The following is a 19,677-nucleotide window of genomic DNA, read 5'->3' as shown; positions in this document are numbered from 1 at the left end:
CGGGGGCGGGCCGAAAAGCCGTTACGGCCGGGGGGTTCTGGACTGCTGGCGTGTGAGTGTCCAGGGTGGAGTGCCGGCGTGTGTTGGGCGGAGCCGTGTTCCCGTAGGGCTGGTCAGGGCGGCCCGGGCCAGTGGGGTCGGTTGCGGTGTGCGGCGAGTGACATATCGATTGCACGTTCGAATGCAGTCACTTAAAGTATCGGCCATGAAACAGTCCGCCACCGATGGTGAGAGGGCCGCCACCGGCGCGTTCGCCGCGCCGTTCGTGGTGGCGGGGCCGTCGGGGGTGGCGGTGCGCGACCGCCTCAAGGGCCTGACCGCCCAGGACGAGCGGGTGCTGCGGCTGACCGGTGCGCATCTGGGGTCGCTGGCCGGCCGTGATCTGAAGGTCCGCTGCGCCGACGGCCTGGAGCATGACGCGCAGCGGTGGGCGGTGCGCAAGCGGGAGTTGACGGGCGAGTCGTCGGCGCGGTGGGCCGGGAGTATCACCAAGGCCACCCATGACCAGTGGGCGCTGGCGCGGCGTGGCCTGCTGGCGCATCTGCGCTCGCTTGAGGCCGGTGTGGCGACGATCGAGCATCGGCTGTCCCTGCCGATCGGCGCGCCGGGCAGCAAGCGGGCGCCCGGCGGCTACCGCTCCAGACGGGAGTGGTTCGCCAAGTCCCGTCGCCTGGGTGTGCTGCGGGACCGGCTGGCCGCCGAGCGGGCCGACTGGGACGCCGGGCGTGTGCATGTGGTGCGGGGCGGCCACCGGCTCCTCAACGCCCGGCACCATCTGAATGAGGCCGGGCTCACGCAGGAGCAGTGGCGGGAGCGGTGGGAGGCCCGACGCTGGTTCCTGCGCGCCGATGGCGAGTCGGGCAAGCGGTACGGCAACGAGACCATCCGCATCGCCCCGGGCGGGGAGGTGTCGATCCGGCTCCCGGCCCCGCTGGGGTACCTGGCGAACGCACCGCACGGCCGGTACGTCCTGGCGGCCCGCGTCGCCTTCCGGCACCGGGGTACCGAGTGGGCCGACCGCATCACGGCCGACCGGGCGGTGGCCTACCGCATCCACCTCGACGTCGAGCGAGGCCGCTGGTACATCACAGCGTCCTGGCAGCGCGTCACCGCACCGACACCCCCGCTGGAGACCGCGCGCGTACGTGGCATGATCGGGGTCGACACCAACGCCGACCACTTCGCCGCCTGGCACCTGGACCGGCACGGAAACCCCGTCGGCGACCCCAAGCGGTTCGGCTACGACCTGTCCGGCGACGCCGCGCACCGCGACGCCCAAGTCCGGCACGCCATCACCGGCCTGCTGCACTGGGCCGCCGACTGCGGGGTCGCCGCGATCGCCATCGAGGACCTCGACTTCGCCGCCGAGAAGACCCGGGAGAAGCACGGTCGCCGCAAACGGTTCCGGCAACTGATCTCCGGCATGCCCACCGGGCGACTGAGGGCCAGGCTGGTGGCGATGGCGGCCGAAGCCGGGCTGGCGATCGTGGCGGTGGACCCCGCCTACACCTCCACCTGGGGCGCCCAGCACTGGCGTGAACCGATGAGCAGTAAGACCAGGAGGGTTTCCCGGCACGATGCGGCGAGCATCGCGATCGGGCGACGCGCCCTGGGGCACCCGATCCGGCGACGAACGGCACCACCCCGCCATCACCAGAGCGATGATCGCGGGCATCGGACCGTCCAGACCGGACCGGGTACCCTGGGGCGTGAGGGACCCTGCCACCCCGTCACGGAGCCCGTACACGATGCAGGCCCCCCGGACGCGGGCAACCAGAACGCGGGGAACCAGCGCGTCCAACACCGTTCGGGACACGCGCAGCACCGGGACATGGGTTCAGAACTCACTCCTGGACACTGTTGAGGAACGGTGAGTGTGTCGGTGCGGGCCGTGATCGCGGTAGCGTGGCACGCCGTGGCGGGCTATTCCGATGACCTGCGTCTCGCGCACGTGCTGGCGGACGGGGCCGACGACATCACGACCAGGCGTTTCCGCGCCCTCGACCTGAGCGTCGAGACCAAGCCGGACCTGACGCCGGTCAGCGACGCCGACCGCAGCGTGGAGGAGCAGATCCGCGGCACGCTGAAGCGGGCCCGGCCGAGGGACGCGGTGCTCGGCGAGGAGTACGGGCGGACCGGATACGGCAACCGGTGCTGGATCATCGACCCGATCGACGCCACGAAGAACTTCGTGCGCGGCGTCCCGGTGTGGGCGACGCTCATCGCGCTGATGGAGAACGACGAGATCGTGGTCGGGGTCGTGTCGGCGCCGTCGCTGAACCGGCGCTGGTGGGCGGCGCGCGGCGGCGGCTCCTGGACGGGCCGCAGCCTGACCCGCGCGACCCGGATGACCGTGTCGGCGGTGACGGAGCTGTCGGACGCGTCGCTGTCGTTCTCCAGCCTGAGCGGCTGGGAGGAGCAGGGCCGGCTCCCCCACTTCCTCGACCTGACGCGGCAGGTGTGGCGGACGCGGGCGTTCGGGGACTTCTGGTCGCACATGATGGTGGCGGAAGGCGCGATCGACATCTCCACCGAGCCGGAGGTGTCGCTGTGGGACCTCGCCGCCCTCCAGGTGATCGTGGAGGAGGCGGGCGGGATGTTCACCGACCTGTCCGGGGTGCCGGGCCCGGACGGCGGCAGCGTGGTGTGCACCAACGGGCGGCTGCACGCCGAGGTGCTGCGCGCGCTGGGCGGCGGGCAGCTGTCCCTGCGGGTCTGACGGCTGGCCTCCGGGCGGACTCGCGACATATCGTGGAACAGCGGTCGCGGGACGGCCGTTGTAACAGATGGCGGCCCGTCAACGGAGGTACCAGATGTCGACCAAGACCAAGGTAGTGATCGGTGGAGTCGTCGTCGGCTTCCTGACCCTGTTCGTGTTCCCGTGGTGGCTGAGCGCGCTGATCATCCTGGGCGTCCTCGGGGCGCCGCTCGCCGGCTACCTGATGCTCGACCCGTCGCAGCGCAAGCGCGTCCGCGCGCAGGGCCGCAAGCGGCTGGGCAGCTGATCCCCGCCCGGCCCCGCCACGCCGCGGCGTTCGCCGCGCCGTAGCATTCGCCTCGTGGCGGAGATGCGGATCGGTGTCGTCGGGGCCGGGATCCTCGGACTGGCCGTCGCGCGGCGGCTGACCGCGACGCGGCCCGGCGCGCACGTGACGGTCCTGGACAAGGAGGCCCGCATCGCGGCCCATCAGACGGGCCACAACAGCGGTGTCGCCCACGCGGGCCTCTACTACGCGCCGGGGTCGCTCAAGGCGACCCTGTGCCGCCGCGGCATCGGCCTGCTGAAGGAGTACTGCGCGGAGAAGGGCCTGCCGTACGAGGAGTGCGGCAAGGTCGTCGTGGCGCGGGACGCGGGGGAACTCGGCCCGCTGGAGGAGATCGAGCGCCGCGCGACCGCCAACGGCGTCCCCGGCCTTCGCCGGCTGACGGGCGCCGAGCTTCGCGAGATCGAGCCGCACGCCGCCGGGGTCGCGGCGCTGCACTCGCCCACCACCGCCATCGTCGACTTCCCGGCGGTGGCGCGCGCGTTCGCGGACGACGTCGCCGCCGGCGGCGGCGAGGTCCGGCTGGGCTTCGAGGTGGTGCGGCTCGGCCGGGCGGGCGACCGCGTCCGGGTGGGCTCGCCCGGGGGCGAGGAGCTGGTGTTCGACCTGCTGATCGTGTGCGCCGGCCTCCAGTCGGACCGGGTGGCCCGGCTGGCGGGCGACGCCGCGGAGCCGGCGATCGTCCCGTTCCGGGGCGAGTACTACCGGCTCGTCCCGTCCCGGACGGACCTGGTGCGCGGGCTGATCTACCCCGTGCCCGACCCGCGGTACCCGTTCCTCGGCGTCCACTTCACCCGCCGCGTGGACGGCGGCGTCGACGTCGGCCCGAACGCCGTCCTGGCGCTGGCGCGGGAGGGCTACCGGCGCCGCGACGTCCGTCCCGCCGATCTGTGGGAGACGCTGCGCTTCCCCGGCTTCCGGCATCTCGCTCGGCGGCACTGGCGGACCGGGGCGAAGGAGCTGTACGGGTCGGCGGTCAAGCGGGCGTTCGTCGCGCAGGCGCGCGGGTTCGTGCCGGAGCTGACCGCGGACGACGTCGTCGCCGCGCCCGCGGGCGTCCGCGCCCAGGCGGTGGACGCGGACGGCTCGCTGGTGGACGACTTCCGCATCGGCCGCGTCGGCCCGGTCGTGACCGTCCGCAACGCGCCCTCTCCGGCCGCGACCTCGTCCCTCGCGATCGCCGAGCACGTCACGGCCCGCCTCTAGGGCCACAGCTTCCGGTCGTCGCCGCGCGGGTCGTGGACGATCTCGTCGGACGGGTGGTCGAAGAGCTTCACGGCGCGGCCGGACGGCTCGAACCGCTCCCAGCCGGGGTCGCCGCCGGAGGCGAACGCCACCCAGGCGCGGTGCATCCGGTCGGCCAGCCCCTGCGGCGGGTTCGGGCCGGAGAGGCCCTCGGGCTCGGCGGTGAGGTTGTCGAAGACGAAGCCGAGTTCCAGGGCGTGGCAGGCGCCGAGGTCGTGGTTCGGGGACCGCCAGCCGAACTCGTACATCCAGGTGCCGCCGGTGCCGCCGGACGCGGCGTGCCGCTCGGCGAGCCGGTTCGCGGGGATCCGGAACAGGTGGTCGGTGATGATCGTCGCCATCAGCTCGCCGGACGGGACGCCCGGGTGCCGGTCGCGGTAGGCGGCCGCCACCGCCGGCGGCACGCCCATCCCGGCGGTCGCGGCGAACACCAGGTCGTCGGTGAGGGCGGCGGCGATCCCGGTCGGCATCAGGAACAGCCGGAACTCCTCGGAGGTGTAGCCGGTGAGCAGGTCCACGTCGCGTCCGGCGCCGGCGGCGACGGCGTCCTCGGGCCGCCGGGTCAGCAGCTCGCCGTCCAGCACGGGGGTGAGGGACATGCCGCCGGCGGCGGTGGTGGCGCCCCAGCGGCCGGGGTCGGGCAGCGCGGTGACCTCGGCGGCCACGGCGGACTGGACGGGCAGGATCGCCGCCGGGTCGAGCGCGGCGAAGCCCTCGGCGGTGGGTTCGACGCCGAGCCGCGCGGCCATCTCCTTGGTGACGAGCAGCGCGTCCGCCGGGTCCTGCGCGATGGAGCCGGCGCCGCTCTGCGCGATCGCGCGGTGGAACAGGCCGAGGTCGAGGGAGAGCAGGGTGCTGACGCTCATCGCGCCCGCGGACTCGCCGAACACGGTGACGCGGGCGGGGTCGCCGCCGAACCCGGCGATGTTGTCGCGGACCCATTCCAGCGCGAAGATCTGGTCGAGCAGCCCGCGGTTGGCGGGGGCCCCCGGCAGATGCGCGAAGCCCTCGACGCCGAGCCGGTAATTGACGCTGACGCAGACGACGCCGTCGCGGGCGAAGGTGTGCCCGTTGTAGACGTCGACGGCGCCGGACCCGTTGCGGAACGCGCCGCCGTGGATCCACACCATGACCGGCAGCCCGGAGCCGCCGGGATCGGCCGTCCAGACGTTGAGGTTGAGGCAGTCGTCGCCGGGGACGACGGGATCGGGCAGCAGCCGGTCGTAGGGGCGCGGGTAGCCGGGCTTGGGCGCGGTGGGCCCGTACTCGGTGGCGTCGCGGACGCCGTCCCAGGGCTCGTGCGGCCGCGGGGCCTTGAACCGGTTCTCGCCGAACGGCGGCGCCGCGTAGGGGATGCCGAGGAAGGCGGTGACGCCGTCCCGGGTGGTGCCGCGAACCTCGCCGTACGCCGTCCGAACGACCGCCGCCATGGCCCGCCTCCGATTCTAGAACGAAATTCGACAATCAGAGGGTACGGGACGGCCGCCCGGGGCGGAATGGGCGATTCAGCCGGTGCCGTCCCCCGGCCGCAGCATCCGGGTGAGGTAGCCGCGGGCGAACGCGCGGATGTCGTCCTCGTCGTCCAGCGCGAGCCCGCCGCCGGGCACCAGCAGCAGCGACACCGCGACCCGCAGCAGCACCTCGGCGACGGCGTTGTGCTCGTCGGCGCGGTCGGGGCGGGCGCGGCGCAGCCGGCCGGCGAGGACGTCGCGGGCGGCGATCATCACCGCGCCGCCGTTCATGCTGAGCTGCGGCAGGAACGCCTCCGGCTCGCTCTGCAGGACCCGCGTCATCAGCGGGTGCGTCCGAGCGCTCTGCAACCCGGCCACGAAGCCCTCGACCACCGCGTCCTCGGGGGACGCGAGCCCCTCGGTGGCGCGGGCGATGCCGGTGAGGAAACGGCGGCACTCGCGCAGGATCACCGCCTGGAGCAGCTGCTCCTTGTTGGTGAACCGCCGGTAGATCGTGGTGCGCGCGACGCCGGCGCGCTTGGCGACGTCCTCGACGCTGACCCGGCGCAGCCCGTAGGTCTCGAACTCGCCGAGCGCGGCGTCGAGGATCCGGGCGTCGAGGTCGTCGCCGTCGGCGGCGGGATCGGACAGCCGGGCGAGCAGCCCGCCGTCGCCGCGCTCAGACGGCCGGGCACCGGTCAGCGAGGTCGCGTCCGTGGTCATGGACGCACCTTAACCGCCCCCGGGGCCCCTTCCGTGACATTCCGCGCGACACAGCTACAATTACTGTCGTTCTGTTCCATCCTCGTCCCCCCTCGGCGGTGTCCATGCCCGATCCAGCGCCCACCCCTCTCGGCCCCGGCTCGCTGACCTGGCGGTACTTCGGGGACACCCGGATGCTGCTGGTCGGCCCGCGCGCCGCGGTGCTGCAGAACATGCTCCCGGCGCTCGGCCAGGGCGTCCTGGACCACTCGGTGTTCTTCTCCGAGACGTTCGCGCGGCTGAAGCGCTCCGCCGGCCCGATCCTCGACACCGTCTACGGCGGCGACCGCTCCCCCGAGACGGGACGGCGCGTCCGCGACTACCACGTCGGCATCAAGGGGACGATGCCGGACGGCTCCCGCTACCACGCGCTCGACCCCGAGACCTACTACTGGGCGCACGCCACCTTCCTCGACAACATGCTCTACGGCATCGAGACGTTCATCCGGCCGCTCGCCGAGGACGAGAAGCGCCGCATCTACGACGAGTCCAAGACCTGGTTCCGGATGTACGGGGTCAGCGACCGGGCCATGCCGGACGACTGGGAGGCGTTCCAGGCGTACTGGAAGCGGATGCTCGACGAGGAGATCGTCGCGCACAAGACCGCCCGCTACGGCGTCGGCTACGTCACCAAGGGCCTGCCCGCGCCGCCGAAGGTGCCTGCGCCGGTGTGGCGGGCGGTGTCGCCGCCGCTGAACGCGGTCGCCCGGTTCATCACGGTCGGCGGCCTGCACCCCCGGATGCGCGAGCTGCTGGAGCTGCCCTGGAGCGCGGCCGACGAGCGCCGGTACCGCCGGTTCGCCGCGGCCGTCCGCGCCGGGAACCGGCTGTGGCCGCTGCTCCCCGAGGCCGCCCGCTACCTTCCGCAGGCCCGCCGCGCCTTCCGCCGCGCCCGCGCCGCCCGCAGCGGTCAGGGGGCGGAGCGGATCCTCGCGTCGTAGGCCTTCCTGGCCTCCGGGTCGTAGTCCAGGAAGAGCGTGTCGAGCCCGTAGCGGCGGGACACGGCCTGCTTCAGCCGGTCCGGCAGGAGGGCGCCGAGCCTGATCTGGCGGCCCAGCGCCTTCGGGACGACGACCTGCGGGCGCGGGCGGGCGATCAGCCCGGCGACGGCGGCGGCGATCTCCTCCGGCTCGCAGTTGCGCATCCCCTTCGGGCTGCGCGTCCCCGCGATCAGGTCGGTGTTGGTGAACGTCGGCAGCACCGCGCTGACGTGCACGCCCTTTCCCCGCACCTCCAGCCGCGCCGCCTCGGTGAACGCCACGACCGCGGACTTGCTGGCGTTGTAGAGCGCGAGGCCCGGCGTCGGCAGCACCCCGGCGACGGACGCCACGTTGATCACGTGGCCGCGCCCGCGCGGCAGCATCCGGCCCAGCGCCAGCTTCGTGCCGAGCATGACGCCGTGCACGTTGACGTCCAGGCAGCGGCGGGCGTCGGCGTCGCTCTCGCCGGTGACGGGCCCGATCGGCATGATCCCCGCGTTGTTCACCAGCACGTCCAGCGGCCCGGCCGCGTCCTCGGCGTTCGCCAGGAACGCCTCGAACGACTCGCGCGCCGTCACGTCCAGCGGGAAGGCGGCCACGCCCAGCGACTCGCCCGCCTCCTTCACGGCGGCCTCGTCGACGTCGCCGATCACGACGGCGGCGCCCCGGGCCCTGAGCGCGCGGGCGGTCGCCAGCCCGATGCCGCGCGCCGCGCCGGTGATCGCGATGACCTTGCTCACGGGGCCTCCTGAAGCCGGTCGAGCCGGACGGGCAGGCCGTCCTTCGGGGACGGCAGCGACGTGGTGTCCAGCGGCCATTCGTACCGCCCGGGCACGCTCCACCGGTACCGCTGGAGGACCTGGTGCAGGATCGTCTTCACCTGCATTCCCGCGAAGTACATGCCGATGCACTTGTGGGCGCCGCCGCCGAACGGGGACCAGGCGTACTTGTGCACCTTGTCCTCGCGGCGGTCCGGCGAGAACCGCTCGGGGTCGAACGTGTCGGGGTCCTTCCACCACTGGGACATGTGGTGGTTGCTCAGCATCGGGACGACGACGGTCGTGCCGGCGGGGATGTGGTAGCCGAGGATCGAGGTGTCCTTGACGACCCGGCGCGGCAGCGCGGGGACGGGCGGGACCATCCGCAGCGACTCCTTCATCACCATGTCGATGCCGGTCAGCGCGTCGAGGTCCGCGTACTCCAGCGACGGCCGGCCGAGCCGCTCCGCGAGCGCAAACGTCTCGTCCCGCAGCCGCTCCTGCCATTCCGGGTACTTGGCGAGGTAGTACGCCATCGTGGTGAGCGTGATGGTGGTGGTGTCGTGCGCCGCCATCAGCGCGAAGATCATGTGGTTGACGACGTCCTCGTCGGTGAAGCGCTGCCCGTCGTCGGTCTCCGCCTCGCACAGCGCCGCGAACAGGTCGTCGCCGCCGTCCCGGCGCTTGGCGGGCAGGTGCTGGTAGAAGAACGCCTCCAGCTCCCTGCGCGCCCGCAGGCCCTTGTTCCAGCGCAGGCCGGGGACGTTGAACCGGACGTAGGCCGTGCCGGCGCGGACGGCGTCGATGAACGCGCCGTTGACCCGGTCGGCCTCGGCGCGGTCCAGTTCGACGCCCATGAAGACGTCCGTGGCGAGGTCGAGGGTGAGCTGCTTGACGTGGTCGTAGACCTTGAAGCCGGACCGGGCGTCCCACGCCTCGACGCCCCGGACGATGCCGGGCGCCATCGCCTCCATGTACGCCTGCAGCCGGGGCCGGGTGAACGCCTGCTGCATGATGCGGCGGTGGTGCAGGTGCTCCTCGAAGTCGAGGAGCATGATGCCGCGGTGGAAGAACGGCCCGATGAAGTAGCTCCAGGCCGGGCCGTTCGCGAACGCCTTGTCCCGGTTGACCAGGACGGCCTCGGCGGCCTCCGGCCCCTGGACGGTGCAGGTCCGCATGCCGAGCAGCCAACCCCACGCGATCGGGCCGTACTCCTCGTAGCGGCGCCGGGCCATCCCGATGGGGTCGCGCATCACGCTGAGGGTGTTGCCGACGTACGGGATTCCGGGGACGCCGGGGACCGCCTTGAGTCCGCTGCCCTCCGGCGGCGGCGCGAGCACGCTCGTCATGAACCCTCCGGACGCGCCGCCCGGGCGGGGGCCGGGGCGGCGTGCAACAAAAGTGCAGTTTCTGTCGCTTTGTTGTAACGCAACGGACGGCCGTAAGTCCAGGCTTACGGCAGGTGAGTTACACCGCCGGACGCGGGGGCGCGCAGCAGCCGCCGCCGCGCCGCCTCCGTCAGCGGCCGGTACGCGCCCGCCTTGTCCCGGTAGTACGTCCGCCCGTCCGCCACCGCCGGGACGCCCTCCGCGCGCAGCGGAGCCGTCCGCAGCCGCCGCCCGGCCGTGACGGGCACCTCGTCCACCACCCGGACGATCGCCGGCCGCAGCCCCGGCTCCACCCGCAGCAGCGCCTCCGACAGGTCCACCGGCTTCAGCTCGGCGCCGTCCGCGGCGGGACGGCCCGCCGCGCCCGCCTCGCCGCGCTTGGCGTCGCGCAGGCTCACGGCCGCGGCGGCGAGCTCGGTGTCGCCGACCGGGATGCCGTAGACCGCGACGATGTCGATGTACGGCAGGTCGCCGAGCGCGTCCCGGATCGGCCCCGGCGGGACGATCCCCTCCGCCGTGCGGATCAGCTCCGCGTCCCGCCCGACCGGCCAGAAGTCGCCATCGGCGTCGCGCCGGAACAGGTCGCCGGTGATCGTCCACGCGTCCTCGGGGCGGAACACCCCGCGCACCGGCCGCGCCGCCGCCCCGAGCGCCGACGGCCGGACCCGCGCGAGCAGCATGCCGATCTCGCCGGGCTCGCACTCGACCCCGAGGCCGTCCGGCCCCTGGACGAGGCGCCCGCTCTCCAGGTCGTAGCGGGCCAGCCGCACCTCGGCGCTGCCGGGCAGCGGGCGGCCGAGCGAGCCGGGCTTCTTGCCGCTCAGGTTGACCAGGACCGCCTCGCCCTCGGTCGAGGCGTAGAACTCCAGCACCCGCGCGGGCGCGAACCGGTCCTCGACCCGCCGCCACAGGTTGCGCGGCATCCCCGACCCGATGAACAGCCGCACCGCGTGGTGCCGCTCGGCCGGGTCGGGCGGCGCGTTCACCAGGTCGCGCAGCAGCGTCCAGGTGTAGGACGCGACGGTCACGCCGTAGCGGCGCGCCTCGTCCCAGAACGTCTCCGGGTCGTAGCCGCTGGCGAGCGCGAGCCGCGCGCCGCCCGCGACGGCGCCGCCGAGGCTCATCAGCAGCGCGGACGGGTGCTGCAGCGGCGTGATGCTGTAGACGGTGTCGGCCGGCGACAGCGCGGCGGACGAGGCCGTGCCGAACGCCGACAGCGCCCACCGCCGGTTGGTGATCCGGTTCGCGCGCAGGTGCTCGCCGTCCCCGCTGAAGATCACGAACGCGAGGTCGCCGGCCCGCCCCGGGTTCGGCCGGTACCAGCGCGGCAGCTCCACCGCGTCCGGGTCGATCAGCTCCATGTCGGGCAGCGGGCCGCGCCCGCCCGGCCGGTCGCCGCGCCCGGCGCCGCCGAGCACGTGGCCCTCGACCCCGTCCAGGCGGGCGGCCCGCGCCGCGTGCTCGGGGTCGGCGATCACCCGGGTGACCCCGCTCAGCCGCGCCTCCGCCGCCGGGTCGCCGTCCGGGCGCAGCAGCACCGCGACGGCGCCGAGCCGGCTCAGCGCCGCGACCAGCGCCAGCGCCGTCGGCCGCGTGCCCATCAGCACGCCCACCGCGTCCCCGTGCCGGACGCCGATGTGGATCAGCCCCCGCACGACCGCGTCGATGCGCCGCTTGGCGGCGTCGTGGGTGTGCGCGCGCCCCTGGTAGAGGAAGAACACCTCACCGGGCATGCGCCGGGCCTGCTCGTCCAGGAGCAGGCCCATCGACATCCGCGTGTCGGAGTGGATCCGCTCCAGCCGGGCCAGCCGCGGCAGGTTCTGCGCGGCCTCCCCGCTCAGCTGTCGCGTCCCCTGGACGGCCCGCGCCGCCGTCCGGAACGCCGAGCGCGCCGCGCTCGTCCCGATGCCCATCGCCAGCTGGAGGCCGTAACCCGCGGGCCCGCCGGGAAGGGACGCGGGCGGGACCTCCTCGTCCCCGGTCACCGGCGCGACGATCTCGGGCAGCTCCCCGTCGCCCTCGCGCCACCGCGCCCACGCCGCGACCGCCGGCCACGTCCGGGAGATCGCGAGGCCGCCCACCACGAGCCCGAAGTGCCCGGCCCGCAGGCACGCCTCGTACACCTGCGCGCGCGGCGCGGCCCGCCGGATCCCGCGCACCATCGGCGGCGCCGCGATCTCGTCGACCTCGCCGACGAACGTCAGCACCGGGCAGGTGATGTCGGCCAGCGTGACGAGGCGGTCGCCGATCACGAACCCGCCCGTCAGCATCCGGTTGTGCTGGACGAACTGCCGGATGAACTCCGCGAGCGCCGGGCCGGGCCACGACACCCAGCCCTCCCGCTCCAGGAACCGGCGCTGCCGCTCGCGCGGCGCCAGCCGCTCCCGGTCGTGCAGCTGCATGAGGAACTCGGCCCGCGACCGCACCGACTTCACCGGGCTGAGCAGCTGGAACCCCAGCCGCGTCACCCAGCCCGGCACCGCGAACCCGCCGAGCATCCAGTCCGGGATCCGCTCGGCGCCCTCCGTCGCGATCCAGCTCGGCAGCCCGAACGGCAGCCCGACGCTGGTGTCGGACGGGCTGCCGAACGTCACGATCGACGCCACGCCCTCGCTGCGCCGGTACGCCGCCGCCTGGTAGACGAACATGCCGCCCTGCGAGTACCCCGCGAGGTGGACGTCCCGCCCGGTGATCGCGCGGACCCGGTCGATCGCGTCGCTGACCGCCACCACGTGGTCGGTGACGGTCCGCTCCAGCCCGCCGGGTTCGCGCTCGGGCGCGCCGAAGTCGACCACCCAGGGGTCCACGCCGAGGTCCCGCAGCACCCCCACCGCGCTGACCCGCGAGGAGATGTCGTACACCTCCGCCGTGATCATCAGCGGCGGGACGAGCAGCACCACCGGCCCGTCCGCCGCCCGCGGGAAGTAGTGCCGCAGGCGGTACACGCGCTGCTCGGTCACCACCTCGAACGGGGAGGCGTCCTCCTCGGTGTCCAGGCCGCCGAAACGGGCGACCTCGAGGGCGTTCTGGGCGGTGGAACCCAGGCGGGAACCCAGGCGAAAAAGCGTCGTGGCAACAGACGGCATCGTCGACCTCTCAGAGCGTCAACCCATGTTGTCCGTTATCACCGGCTTTAGCAATTGGACGCCCCGTTCAGAGGCTGACCTCACAACGCCGGCCCCCCCGGCCGCCGCGCGGGCTCAGTCCACGACGCGGGCGCCGTCCATCTTGCCGTCCTTGAGCCGCTCCCACATGTACCGGCGGCGGGGCTTGCCGCTGGACGTGCGCTGGATCAGCCCGGTGCCGACCACGATCGTCACCTCGACGTCCTCGCCGACCCGCCGGCGCAGCATCTCGCGCACCTCGGGCACCCACGCGTCGTCCAGCGTCTCGGCGAACAGCGCGAGGCCCTTCTGCCCGGCGCCCGGCACCCCGACGACCACGATGCGGCCCTTGCCGAGCCCGGACACCTCGGCGATCTTGGATTCGAGGTCCTCCACGTAGACGGACCGGCCGCGCACCTTGATGCTGTCGCCCATCCGCCCCAGCACGAACAGCTGGCCCTCGTGGAAGAAGCCCGCGTCGCCCGTGTGGACCTCGCCGTCGACGAACCGCGTCGACTTGGCCTCGGCGCCCGCGAAGTAGCCCGGGCACGCCGACGCGCCGCCCACGACGATCTCGCCGAGCACGTCCTCCGGCATCGTCCGGCCCTCGTCGTCGACGATCCGCACGGGCACGTCCTCCTCGGGCGTCCCGCAGCCGACGATCCAGCCCGCCTTCGCGCCGATCGACCGCGGCCCGAGCGAGTGCTGCTCCAGGATCCGCACGGGCTTCCCGAACGACAGCGACTCCGGGTCGGGCCGGACGGCCAGCGGGTCGCGCAGCTCCTTGTCCATCGTGACGAGCAGCGTCGTCTCGGCCATCCCGTACGCCGGCCGGAACGCGGTCCGCGAGAACCCGAACGGCTCCAGCAGCTCCGCGAACACCTCCAGCGAGTGCGGGTCGATGGGCTCCGCGCCGATCAGCGCCATCTTCCAGCCGGACAGGTCCAGGCCCTCCAGCTGCTCCGGCTTCACCCGCCGCGCGCAGTAGGCGTACGCGAACGGCGGCGCCGCCGTGTGCTGCGCCTCGGCGAAGCAGCGGATCCAGCGTGCGGGGTCGCGGATGAAGTGGTCGGGGCGCATCAGCCGCAGCTTCCCCTGCCGGGCGATCGGCGTGAGGAAGCAGCCGATCAGCCCCATGTCGTGGTACAGCGGCAGCCACGACGCGACGACGTCGTCGTCCTCGAAGCCCGCCGACCGGGCGATCAGCTCGCTGTTGGCCTCCAGGTTGTCCCAGGTCACCATGACGCCGCGCGGCGCGCCGCTGGACCCCGAGGTGAACTGCAGCAGCGCCAGCTCCCCGGCGGGCTGCACCTCGGCCTCGGCCGCCGCCTGCCGCGGCAGCCACGGCTCGCCGGGCAGGCCGGCCTGCGCCATCGCCCGTCCCGCGTAGTCCGCCAGGTCCGCGGACGCGGCCACCAGCACCGGCTTCGCCTGCCGCAGGATCGCGGCCACGTGCGCGACGTAGTCGTCGCCGTCCTGGAACAGCGGCGGGGTGATCAGGCAGACCGTGGCGCCCGCGGCCCACACGGCGAAGTAGGTCTCGATGCAGGTGAAGTCCGTGGGCAGGATCAGGCAGACCACGTCGCCCGGGCGGACGCCCTCCTCGATCAGCGCTCCGGCCGTGCGGCGCGCGGCGGAGGCCAGCTCACCGTAGCCGCGGAAGTCCCAGCCGCCGTCGTCGGCGGCCAGGTGTACGCCGCGTCCGGTGTTCGGCTTGTCCAGCCAGTCCCGCAGCGCAGATGCCATCGTGTCCCCTTCGACATGCTTGCTCGGTCACCCACGTGACTCGCGGGTAACTTCACCAGCACCGCGCGCCCGGCGTCAACCGGCCCGACCGGCAAACAGACCGCCCGGTCATTTGGAGAGATCCAACAACTCAGACACGCTCGGGTTTGTCACCCCGGAGCGCCGCCGCACCCCGCGCCACGCCCCGCCAGCCGAGCAGCACCAGCCCCAGGAACACGAGCGCGACCAGCACGAACGTGAACGCGATCCCCTGCCCCGAGATCACCCGCAGCACCATCCCCACCGCGACCGCCGACAGCCAGACCCCGACCCCTACCGGCACCACCGCGTCCGCCCGCCGGCGCCACGCCCGCAGCACCGCCCACCCGGCCGCGAGCCCCACCAGGAACGGCCACGCGGTGTTCAGGAACCCCGTCACGCTGGCCGCCTCGTCATGCGAGCTGCGCCCGATCCCCACGAACACGAGCACGCAGCAGACATCGAGCACACCCGCCACCACATTCCGCATACGCCCAGGTTATGTCCGCTTCCCCGCAGCCCTGAGACGCCCCCGTCAGATCGTGTATCGCAGCCGAGATCATCGACACCGCGCGCTAGCAGCCGCTGTGCTCGCCCTTCAGCGCGGCGGTGAGCACCTTCGCGAGCGTCGCGGCGCTCGGCTCCCGGGCCCGCGGCGGAACGGCGTGCGCGTCGAGCACCTGCTCCACGCAGCCACGGAAGGTCTCGCTGAACTGCGCGTAGTACGGCGTGACCGGCCGGCGGCGCGCCAGGTCCAGCGCACCTTGGACGGTGGTGGCGAACGCGGCGAAACGCTTGGCCGAAGGCAGCTCCTCCGGCCGGTACTTCGGATCCCTGCACGGCGCCGGGTTGTGCAGCACCGAGAGCCTGGTCGGGGTGAACCCCCCGCAGGCGAACAGCTGGTGCTGGGATTCGGCGTTGCCGAGGAAGTCGACGAGCCGCCCCGCTTCGGCCCGATGCCTGGACCGCGCGGAGACCGCCAGGTCCCATCCGCCGAGCACGCTGTACCCCGGGGCCGGGAGGGTGGCGACATCGAAGCCGTCGCCGACGCGCGGGTCGGCCGTCAGCGTCCTGAAGGCGTAGGGCCAGTTGCGCATGAGCGTGGCGCGGCCCCCGGCGAACGCGTCGAGGGAGCCGTCCTCCATGGAGGCGCGGGAGTCCGCCAGCGCGGGGCCGCCGGTCGCGAGCCGGTCCAGCCCCCGGAGGACGACCTGGGCCGTCCTCACGTCGACCTTGTCGATGGTGCCGCTCAGGACCGCTCCCTTCTGGGTGTTCCAGACGGCCTCCAGCGCGTTCGCGGTGAGCCCTTCGTAGTATCCGAGCTGCGCCGCGTACCCCTTCTTCAGCAGCTCGTCCCATGAGGCCGGCGTCCTCTCGCCTCGCCGCACGTACAGCAGCCCGGCATCGGTGAACCAGGGCACCGCGTACTGCCGCCCCTTCCACTGCCCCGTCAGCATGGTCACCGGGAAGAAGTCGGCCGGGTCCTCCATCCAGTCGTCCGCGACCTCGGCGAGGAGGCCGCGCTGCGCGTATTCGGGGAGCCAGGCGATGTCGACGACGAGCACGTCGTAGGCGCAGCTTCCCGAGTCCAGGGCGGCGACGAGCTGGCTGCGCGTCGCGTCCGTCGACCGCGACACCTCCACGAGCGTCGCCTGCTCGTCCGGGTGCAGCTTGTTCCAGCCCTCCACCAGGGCGCGCCGCTGGAAGTCCGGGCTGATGTCGATGTCCGTGGCGATCGTCAGGCCGCGGTGCTCCCCGCATCCGCGGAAGGCCGGGCGGTAGCCGGCCGACCACCGCGTGCCCGCCGCGGCGCCCAGGACGAGGACGAACGCCACGACGGAGGCGACGAGGCGCCTGTGCCGCGTGACGTAGCCGTTCAGGCCGCCGGCGGGCGCCGCCATCAGTCGTCCCCCCAGAGGATCCGCGCCACCGCGCGGGGCGCCAGGTCCTCGATGTCGCCGCTCGGCCCGCCGATGCACGAATCGCGGCCGAAGGCGGCGGCGATCGACGCGACCGGCTCCGCGGTGCAGTCCGACTGCCCGGTGAGCACGATCAGGACGTGCAGCGCGCGGTCCTCGGACCTGAGCGTCCCGGCGAGTTCGCGGGCCTGGTCGGCCGCGCCGGGATCGCTGGCGGGGGCCTGACCGTCGGTCAGGACCACCAGGGTCTTCTTGCCGGGCGGCAGGCGGGTCGCGACCGCCTGCCGGATCGCCGTCGTGAGCGGCATGTCCCAGTCGTTCGTGACGGCCCGCTGGAGCGCGGCGGCCACCTTGAGACGCCCCGCCTCGTCGGTGGACGAGGCCACCGGCCCGGCCTCCGGGCTGCTGCTGCGCGAGAAGAAGAACAGCGACGTCGGGGCTGTGGGCCTGGTGTCGGCCAGGATGCGCGTCGCCAGCGCCTGCGCGCGCCCGAGGCTCGGGCCGTTCTGCCCGACGGTGTTCGCCATCGAGCCGGAGACGTCGATCAGCAGGCCCACGGGAGGCTTCGGCCGGGCGTCGCCGTAGCAGCCCAGGAGCGCCTGCAACGAGGCGAGGCAGGTGCCGTCGCCGCGCAGGGGGTGGGGCGGCATGCTCTCGGGGACGGGGTGCCTGGGGTCCCGCAGGCTCCGCACCGCCGTTCCGGCGGCGGAGATCCGGCCGGAGGCGGTGCGAAGGCCGGCTTTCGCGAATTCGTCCTTCCCGAGCCACTTCCGGAAAGCCGCGACCGCCTTGTCCCGCCTGGCGGAGTCCTCGCCCGGCCAGCGTACGTGCACGAACGGATAATCGAGGACGGGAAGGTCATTCGTGTAGTACGGATAGAGCCACCATTGCGAGGAGGGCTTCCTGCCCGGACACCCCGCCCCCAGCGCGTCACCGTGATCATATCTCGCCAGAACGCTCTCAGGGAGAATGACCGCCGTCCCCTGGGGAGGGCTCTCTCCGCCATTGTCCTTCGCCCGGAACCCGCACACCAGCGAAACGGCGTCCCTGCCGGACATATTGCTCTCGTCGAAGATCTTCTCCAACGGCCCCTTGTCGCCGCCCGCCCATCCGGTCCGCAGCGCCTGGTGCAGCAGCGGGGTCGCCAGAAGGGCGGAGTCGGAGGTGTCGGGAGAGGGGCGCGCGACGGAGGTCAGGACCTGTTCGGCGTTGAGCTCGTGCACCAGCGACTCCAGGCTCTGCCTTCCCGGGTCGCCCGCCAGGTCGGGCCTGTCGGAGTTGCCGAACACGGCCAGGACCAGGGGGGACGAGCCCACCGACGGCGCATGGCCGATCTCCAGGTCGGCCTTCGCCATGAAGTGGCTCGCCTTGCCCGAGCACGGGGTCCGGCCGTCGACGTCGTCCCGCACACCCTTGGCGATCGTCAGGCTGTCGGGGATCCAGACGTCGGGCTGCGCTCCGAGGAGGGTCGCCCGGGACGGCGGGGACGAGCAGTCGCCACCGCCCGATTCGGCGCCCGGGCTCGTCCATCCGCGGGCGAAGCCGTTCTTGATCTCGTCGGTGGGCGCGTCCCCCGCGACGTTGATCGTCACCTCGCGGCAGCCGTGGTCCGCCCTCTCCGCGGCGTACCGCCGGGCCGCCTCGGCCAGCGGTGCGACGTTCTCGGCGTCCGTGACGACCCGCAGGTCGATCGGCTCCGCGCAGGACCCGCCGGACGTCGCGTACGCCCACAGCACCGGCGCCTTGAAGATCACCAGGCCGACGGCCAGGGCGGCGGCGATCCCGGGCCAGGACCATCGCACGGCCCGGTACAGCAGCCGGAACGCCCGCGCGAGGACGGCCGCCGCCATCGCGGGCACTTTGAGTCCGGAGAGGTCGGACACCAGAACGGACGCGGCGACGAAACCCACGAACAAAAAGCCGAGGAGAAGGAGGACCAGCCCCCACGCCGGCATACTGAGCAGCCGGCCGCTGAAGACGGTGGTGGCCAGGCCGAAAAAGGTGTAGACGGCCCCGAGCGCCGGAAAGAACTCCCGGCGGCGTTTACCGCTTCGAGCCGGCGGACCCTCCGAGGACATCCCACTCCCAAGAATGCGTCCCCCCGGGTACCCGACCAGTCTAAGCAGGGCGCGCCGCACTGCCCGCAACGTATTCGTAACAGTCGATCATTCTGATTCGGACACAGAAAATCACCATTAGGCCCCACCCGGCGACGACGCCCGGCAGTCGCCGATCATGGGAGGATCGGATGGCCTCGGCCCCCTCCTCCCCAGGAAGAGCCCCTCATGACCGACGCCTCACCTCCCGTGGACCTGCGCACGGACGTGCCGCACCCGGCCCGGGTGTACGACTTCTACCTCGGCGGCAAGGACCATTTCGGCGCCGACCGCGCGTTCGGCGAGAAGATCCTGAGCATCTGCCCGCAGCTGCGGCCGCTGGCGCTCGCCAACCGCAGGTTCCTCGCCCGCTCCGTCGGCCTGCTCGCGCGCGACCACGGGGTCCGCCAGTTCCTCGACCTGGGCACCGGCCTGCCGACCTCCCCGAACCTGCACGAGGTGGCGCAGGGCGTCGCGCCCGAGTCCCGGGTGGTGTACGTCGACAACGACCCGATCGTGCTCGTCCATGCCCGCGCTCTCCTGACCAGCCGGCCGGAGGGCAGCACCGGGTACGTCGACTCCGACGTCGCCGACATCGACCGCATCATCGAGCTGGCGTCCGGGACGCTCGACTTCGACCGCCCGGTCGCGGTCAGCGCGCTGGCCCTGTTCCACTTCCTGCCCGATCCCGTGCCGGCCGACCTGCTGGCACGCCTCCGCGACCGGCTCCCGCCCGGCAGCTTCCTGACGATCAGCCACGTGCTCCCGGCCCTGCGCGAGGTCGCCGACGCGTACCAGGGCGCGATGGGCCTCGGCACCCTGCGCGGCAGGGACGAGATCACCGCCCTGTTCGGCGATTTCGACCTGCTGGAGCCGGGACTGGTCGATCCGCACCTGTGGCGCCCCGACCTGCCCCCCGGCGAGCCGACCCCCACCGACGCGCCGACCGGCCTGGGCGCCTGCGCCGTAGCCCGCAAACCCCTGTCCTGACACCCCCGAGAGACCGCAGAGCAACAACCCGCACTCTCAAGGAAAGCAAGGGGCGAAGCCCCAAAAAGGGCGCAGAGCAAAAACCAGCACCAAAGGCGAGGGCGAAGCCCGAGGGGGGCAAGGGGCGAAGCCCCAAAAGCGCGCGAAGCGCGCCGGGGGCGTGGGGGCGGAGCCCC

15 protein-coding genes are annotated in these 19,677 nt (G+C 73.2%); 6 read left to right on the top strand and 9 right to left on the bottom strand.

The window, feature by feature from the left end; genetic code table 11:
- Positions 1 to 205: 205 nt before the first annotated feature.
- The 4 genes from ABT299_RS28550 to lhgD all read left to right on the top strand — a co-directional run bounded on the left by ABT299_RS28550 (position 206) and on the right by lhgD (position 4,250).
- Entirely contained in the window at positions 206 to 1,864 is a 1,659-nt protein-coding gene (locus tag ABT299_RS28550; RefSeq protein ID WP_500252588.1) for an IS200/IS605 family accessory protein TnpB-related protein, read from the top strand.
- A 51-nt stretch (positions 1,865 to 1,915) separates the two neighbouring features.
- Positions 1,916 to 2,719 (top strand): histidinol-phosphatase, encoded by an 804-nt coding sequence (gene hisN / locus ABT299_RS28545; protein WP_500252587.1) that lies wholly within the window; start codon positions 1,916 to 1,918, stop codon positions 2,717 to 2,719.
- Positions 2,720 to 2,813: 94 nt separating this feature from the next.
- On the top strand, positions 2,814 to 3,005 hold the full coding sequence (locus tag ABT299_RS28540) for a tail-anchor membrane protein (RefSeq protein ID WP_151541353.1): 192 nt from the start codon (positions 2,814 to 2,816) through the stop codon (positions 3,003 to 3,005).
- A 63-nt stretch (positions 3,006 to 3,068) separates the two neighbouring features.
- Positions 3,069 to 4,250: an L-2-hydroxyglutarate dehydrogenase gene (gene lhgD / locus ABT299_RS28535; RefSeq protein ID WP_500252613.1), complete on the top strand. Its 1,182-nt coding sequence runs from the start codon at positions 3,069 to 3,071 to the stop codon at positions 4,248 to 4,250.
- On the opposite strand, the gene ABT299_RS28530 is transcribed toward lhgD, so the two are convergent.
- Positions 4,247 to 5,719: a carboxylesterase/lipase family protein gene (locus tag ABT299_RS28530; protein WP_500252586.1), complete on the bottom strand. Its 1,473-nt coding sequence runs from the start codon at positions 5,717 to 5,719 to the stop codon at positions 4,247 to 4,249. The two genes, lhgD and ABT299_RS28530, sit on opposite strands and share 4 nt — an antisense overlap.
- 75 nt (positions 5,720 to 5,794) lie before the next feature.
- A complete protein-coding gene (locus tag ABT299_RS28525; RefSeq protein WP_500252585.1) occupies positions 5,795 to 6,463 on the bottom strand; it encodes a TetR/AcrR family transcriptional regulator in 669 nt (222 codons plus the stop codon).
- Between the two features lie 104 nt (positions 6,464 to 6,567).
- On the opposite strand from ABT299_RS28525, the gene ABT299_RS28520 reads away from it, so the two are divergent.
- On the top strand, positions 6,568 to 7,443 hold the full coding sequence (locus ABT299_RS28520) for an oxygenase MpaB family protein (protein ID WP_500252584.1): 876 nt from the start codon (positions 6,568 to 6,570) through the stop codon (positions 7,441 to 7,443).
- Here the strand turns inward: ABT299_RS28520 and ABT299_RS28515 are convergent.
- The 7 genes from ABT299_RS28515 to ABT299_RS28485 form a co-directional block, all read right to left on the bottom strand.
- Entirely contained in the window at positions 7,413 to 8,222 is an 810-nt protein-coding gene (locus ABT299_RS28515) for an SDR family oxidoreductase (RefSeq protein WP_433239383.1), read from the bottom strand. The two genes, ABT299_RS28520 and ABT299_RS28515, sit on opposite strands and share 31 nt — an antisense overlap.
- On the bottom strand, positions 8,219 to 9,589 hold the full coding sequence (locus ABT299_RS28510; RefSeq protein ID WP_190852645.1) for a cytochrome P450: 1,371 nt from the start codon (positions 9,587 to 9,589) through the stop codon (positions 8,219 to 8,221). Before ABT299_RS28510 ends, ABT299_RS28515 begins: the two co-directional genes overlap by 4 nt.
- A 104-nt stretch (positions 9,590 to 9,693) precedes the next feature.
- Entirely contained in the window at positions 9,694 to 12,714 is a 3,021-nt protein-coding gene (locus tag ABT299_RS28505) for an AMP-binding protein (protein ID WP_500252583.1), read from the bottom strand.
- A 114-nt stretch (positions 12,715 to 12,828) separates the two neighbouring features.
- Complete coding sequence (locus ABT299_RS28500) at positions 12,829 to 14,478, bottom strand: AMP-binding protein (protein ID WP_500252582.1); 1,650 nt, start codon at positions 14,476 to 14,478, stop codon at positions 12,829 to 12,831.
- 130 nt (positions 14,479 to 14,608) lie between these two features.
- A complete protein-coding gene (locus ABT299_RS28495) occupies positions 14,609 to 14,986 on the bottom strand; it encodes a DUF3054 domain-containing protein (RefSeq protein ID WP_433239392.1) in 378 nt (125 codons plus the stop codon).
- Positions 14,987 to 15,071: 85 nt separating this feature from the next.
- Complete coding sequence (locus ABT299_RS28490; RefSeq protein WP_500252581.1) at positions 15,072 to 16,397, bottom strand: extracellular solute-binding protein; 1,326 nt, start codon at positions 16,395 to 16,397, stop codon at positions 15,072 to 15,074.
- Positions 16,397 to 18,493: a vWA domain-containing protein gene (locus ABT299_RS28485; protein WP_500252580.1), complete on the bottom strand. Its 2,097-nt coding sequence runs from the start codon at positions 18,491 to 18,493 to the stop codon at positions 16,397 to 16,399. Before ABT299_RS28485 ends, ABT299_RS28490 begins: the two co-directional genes overlap by 1 nt.
- Positions 18,494 to 18,700: 207 nt before the next feature.
- On the opposite strand from ABT299_RS28485, the gene ABT299_RS28480 reads away from it, so the two are divergent.
- Complete coding sequence (locus ABT299_RS28480; protein WP_500252579.1) at positions 18,701 to 19,501, top strand: SAM-dependent methyltransferase; 801 nt, start codon at positions 18,701 to 18,703, stop codon at positions 19,499 to 19,501.
- Positions 19,502 to 19,677 lie beyond the last annotated feature (176 nt).

It is taken from the genome of Spirillospora sp. NPDC000708, assembly GCF_040299565.1.
In the GTDB taxonomy this organism is placed as follows: domain Bacteria; phylum Actinomycetota; class Actinomycetes; order Streptosporangiales; family Streptosporangiaceae; genus Spirillospora.
The sequence above is the reverse complement of the archived record's forward strand: the minus strand, read 5'-3'. Positions and strand labels throughout refer to the sequence as shown.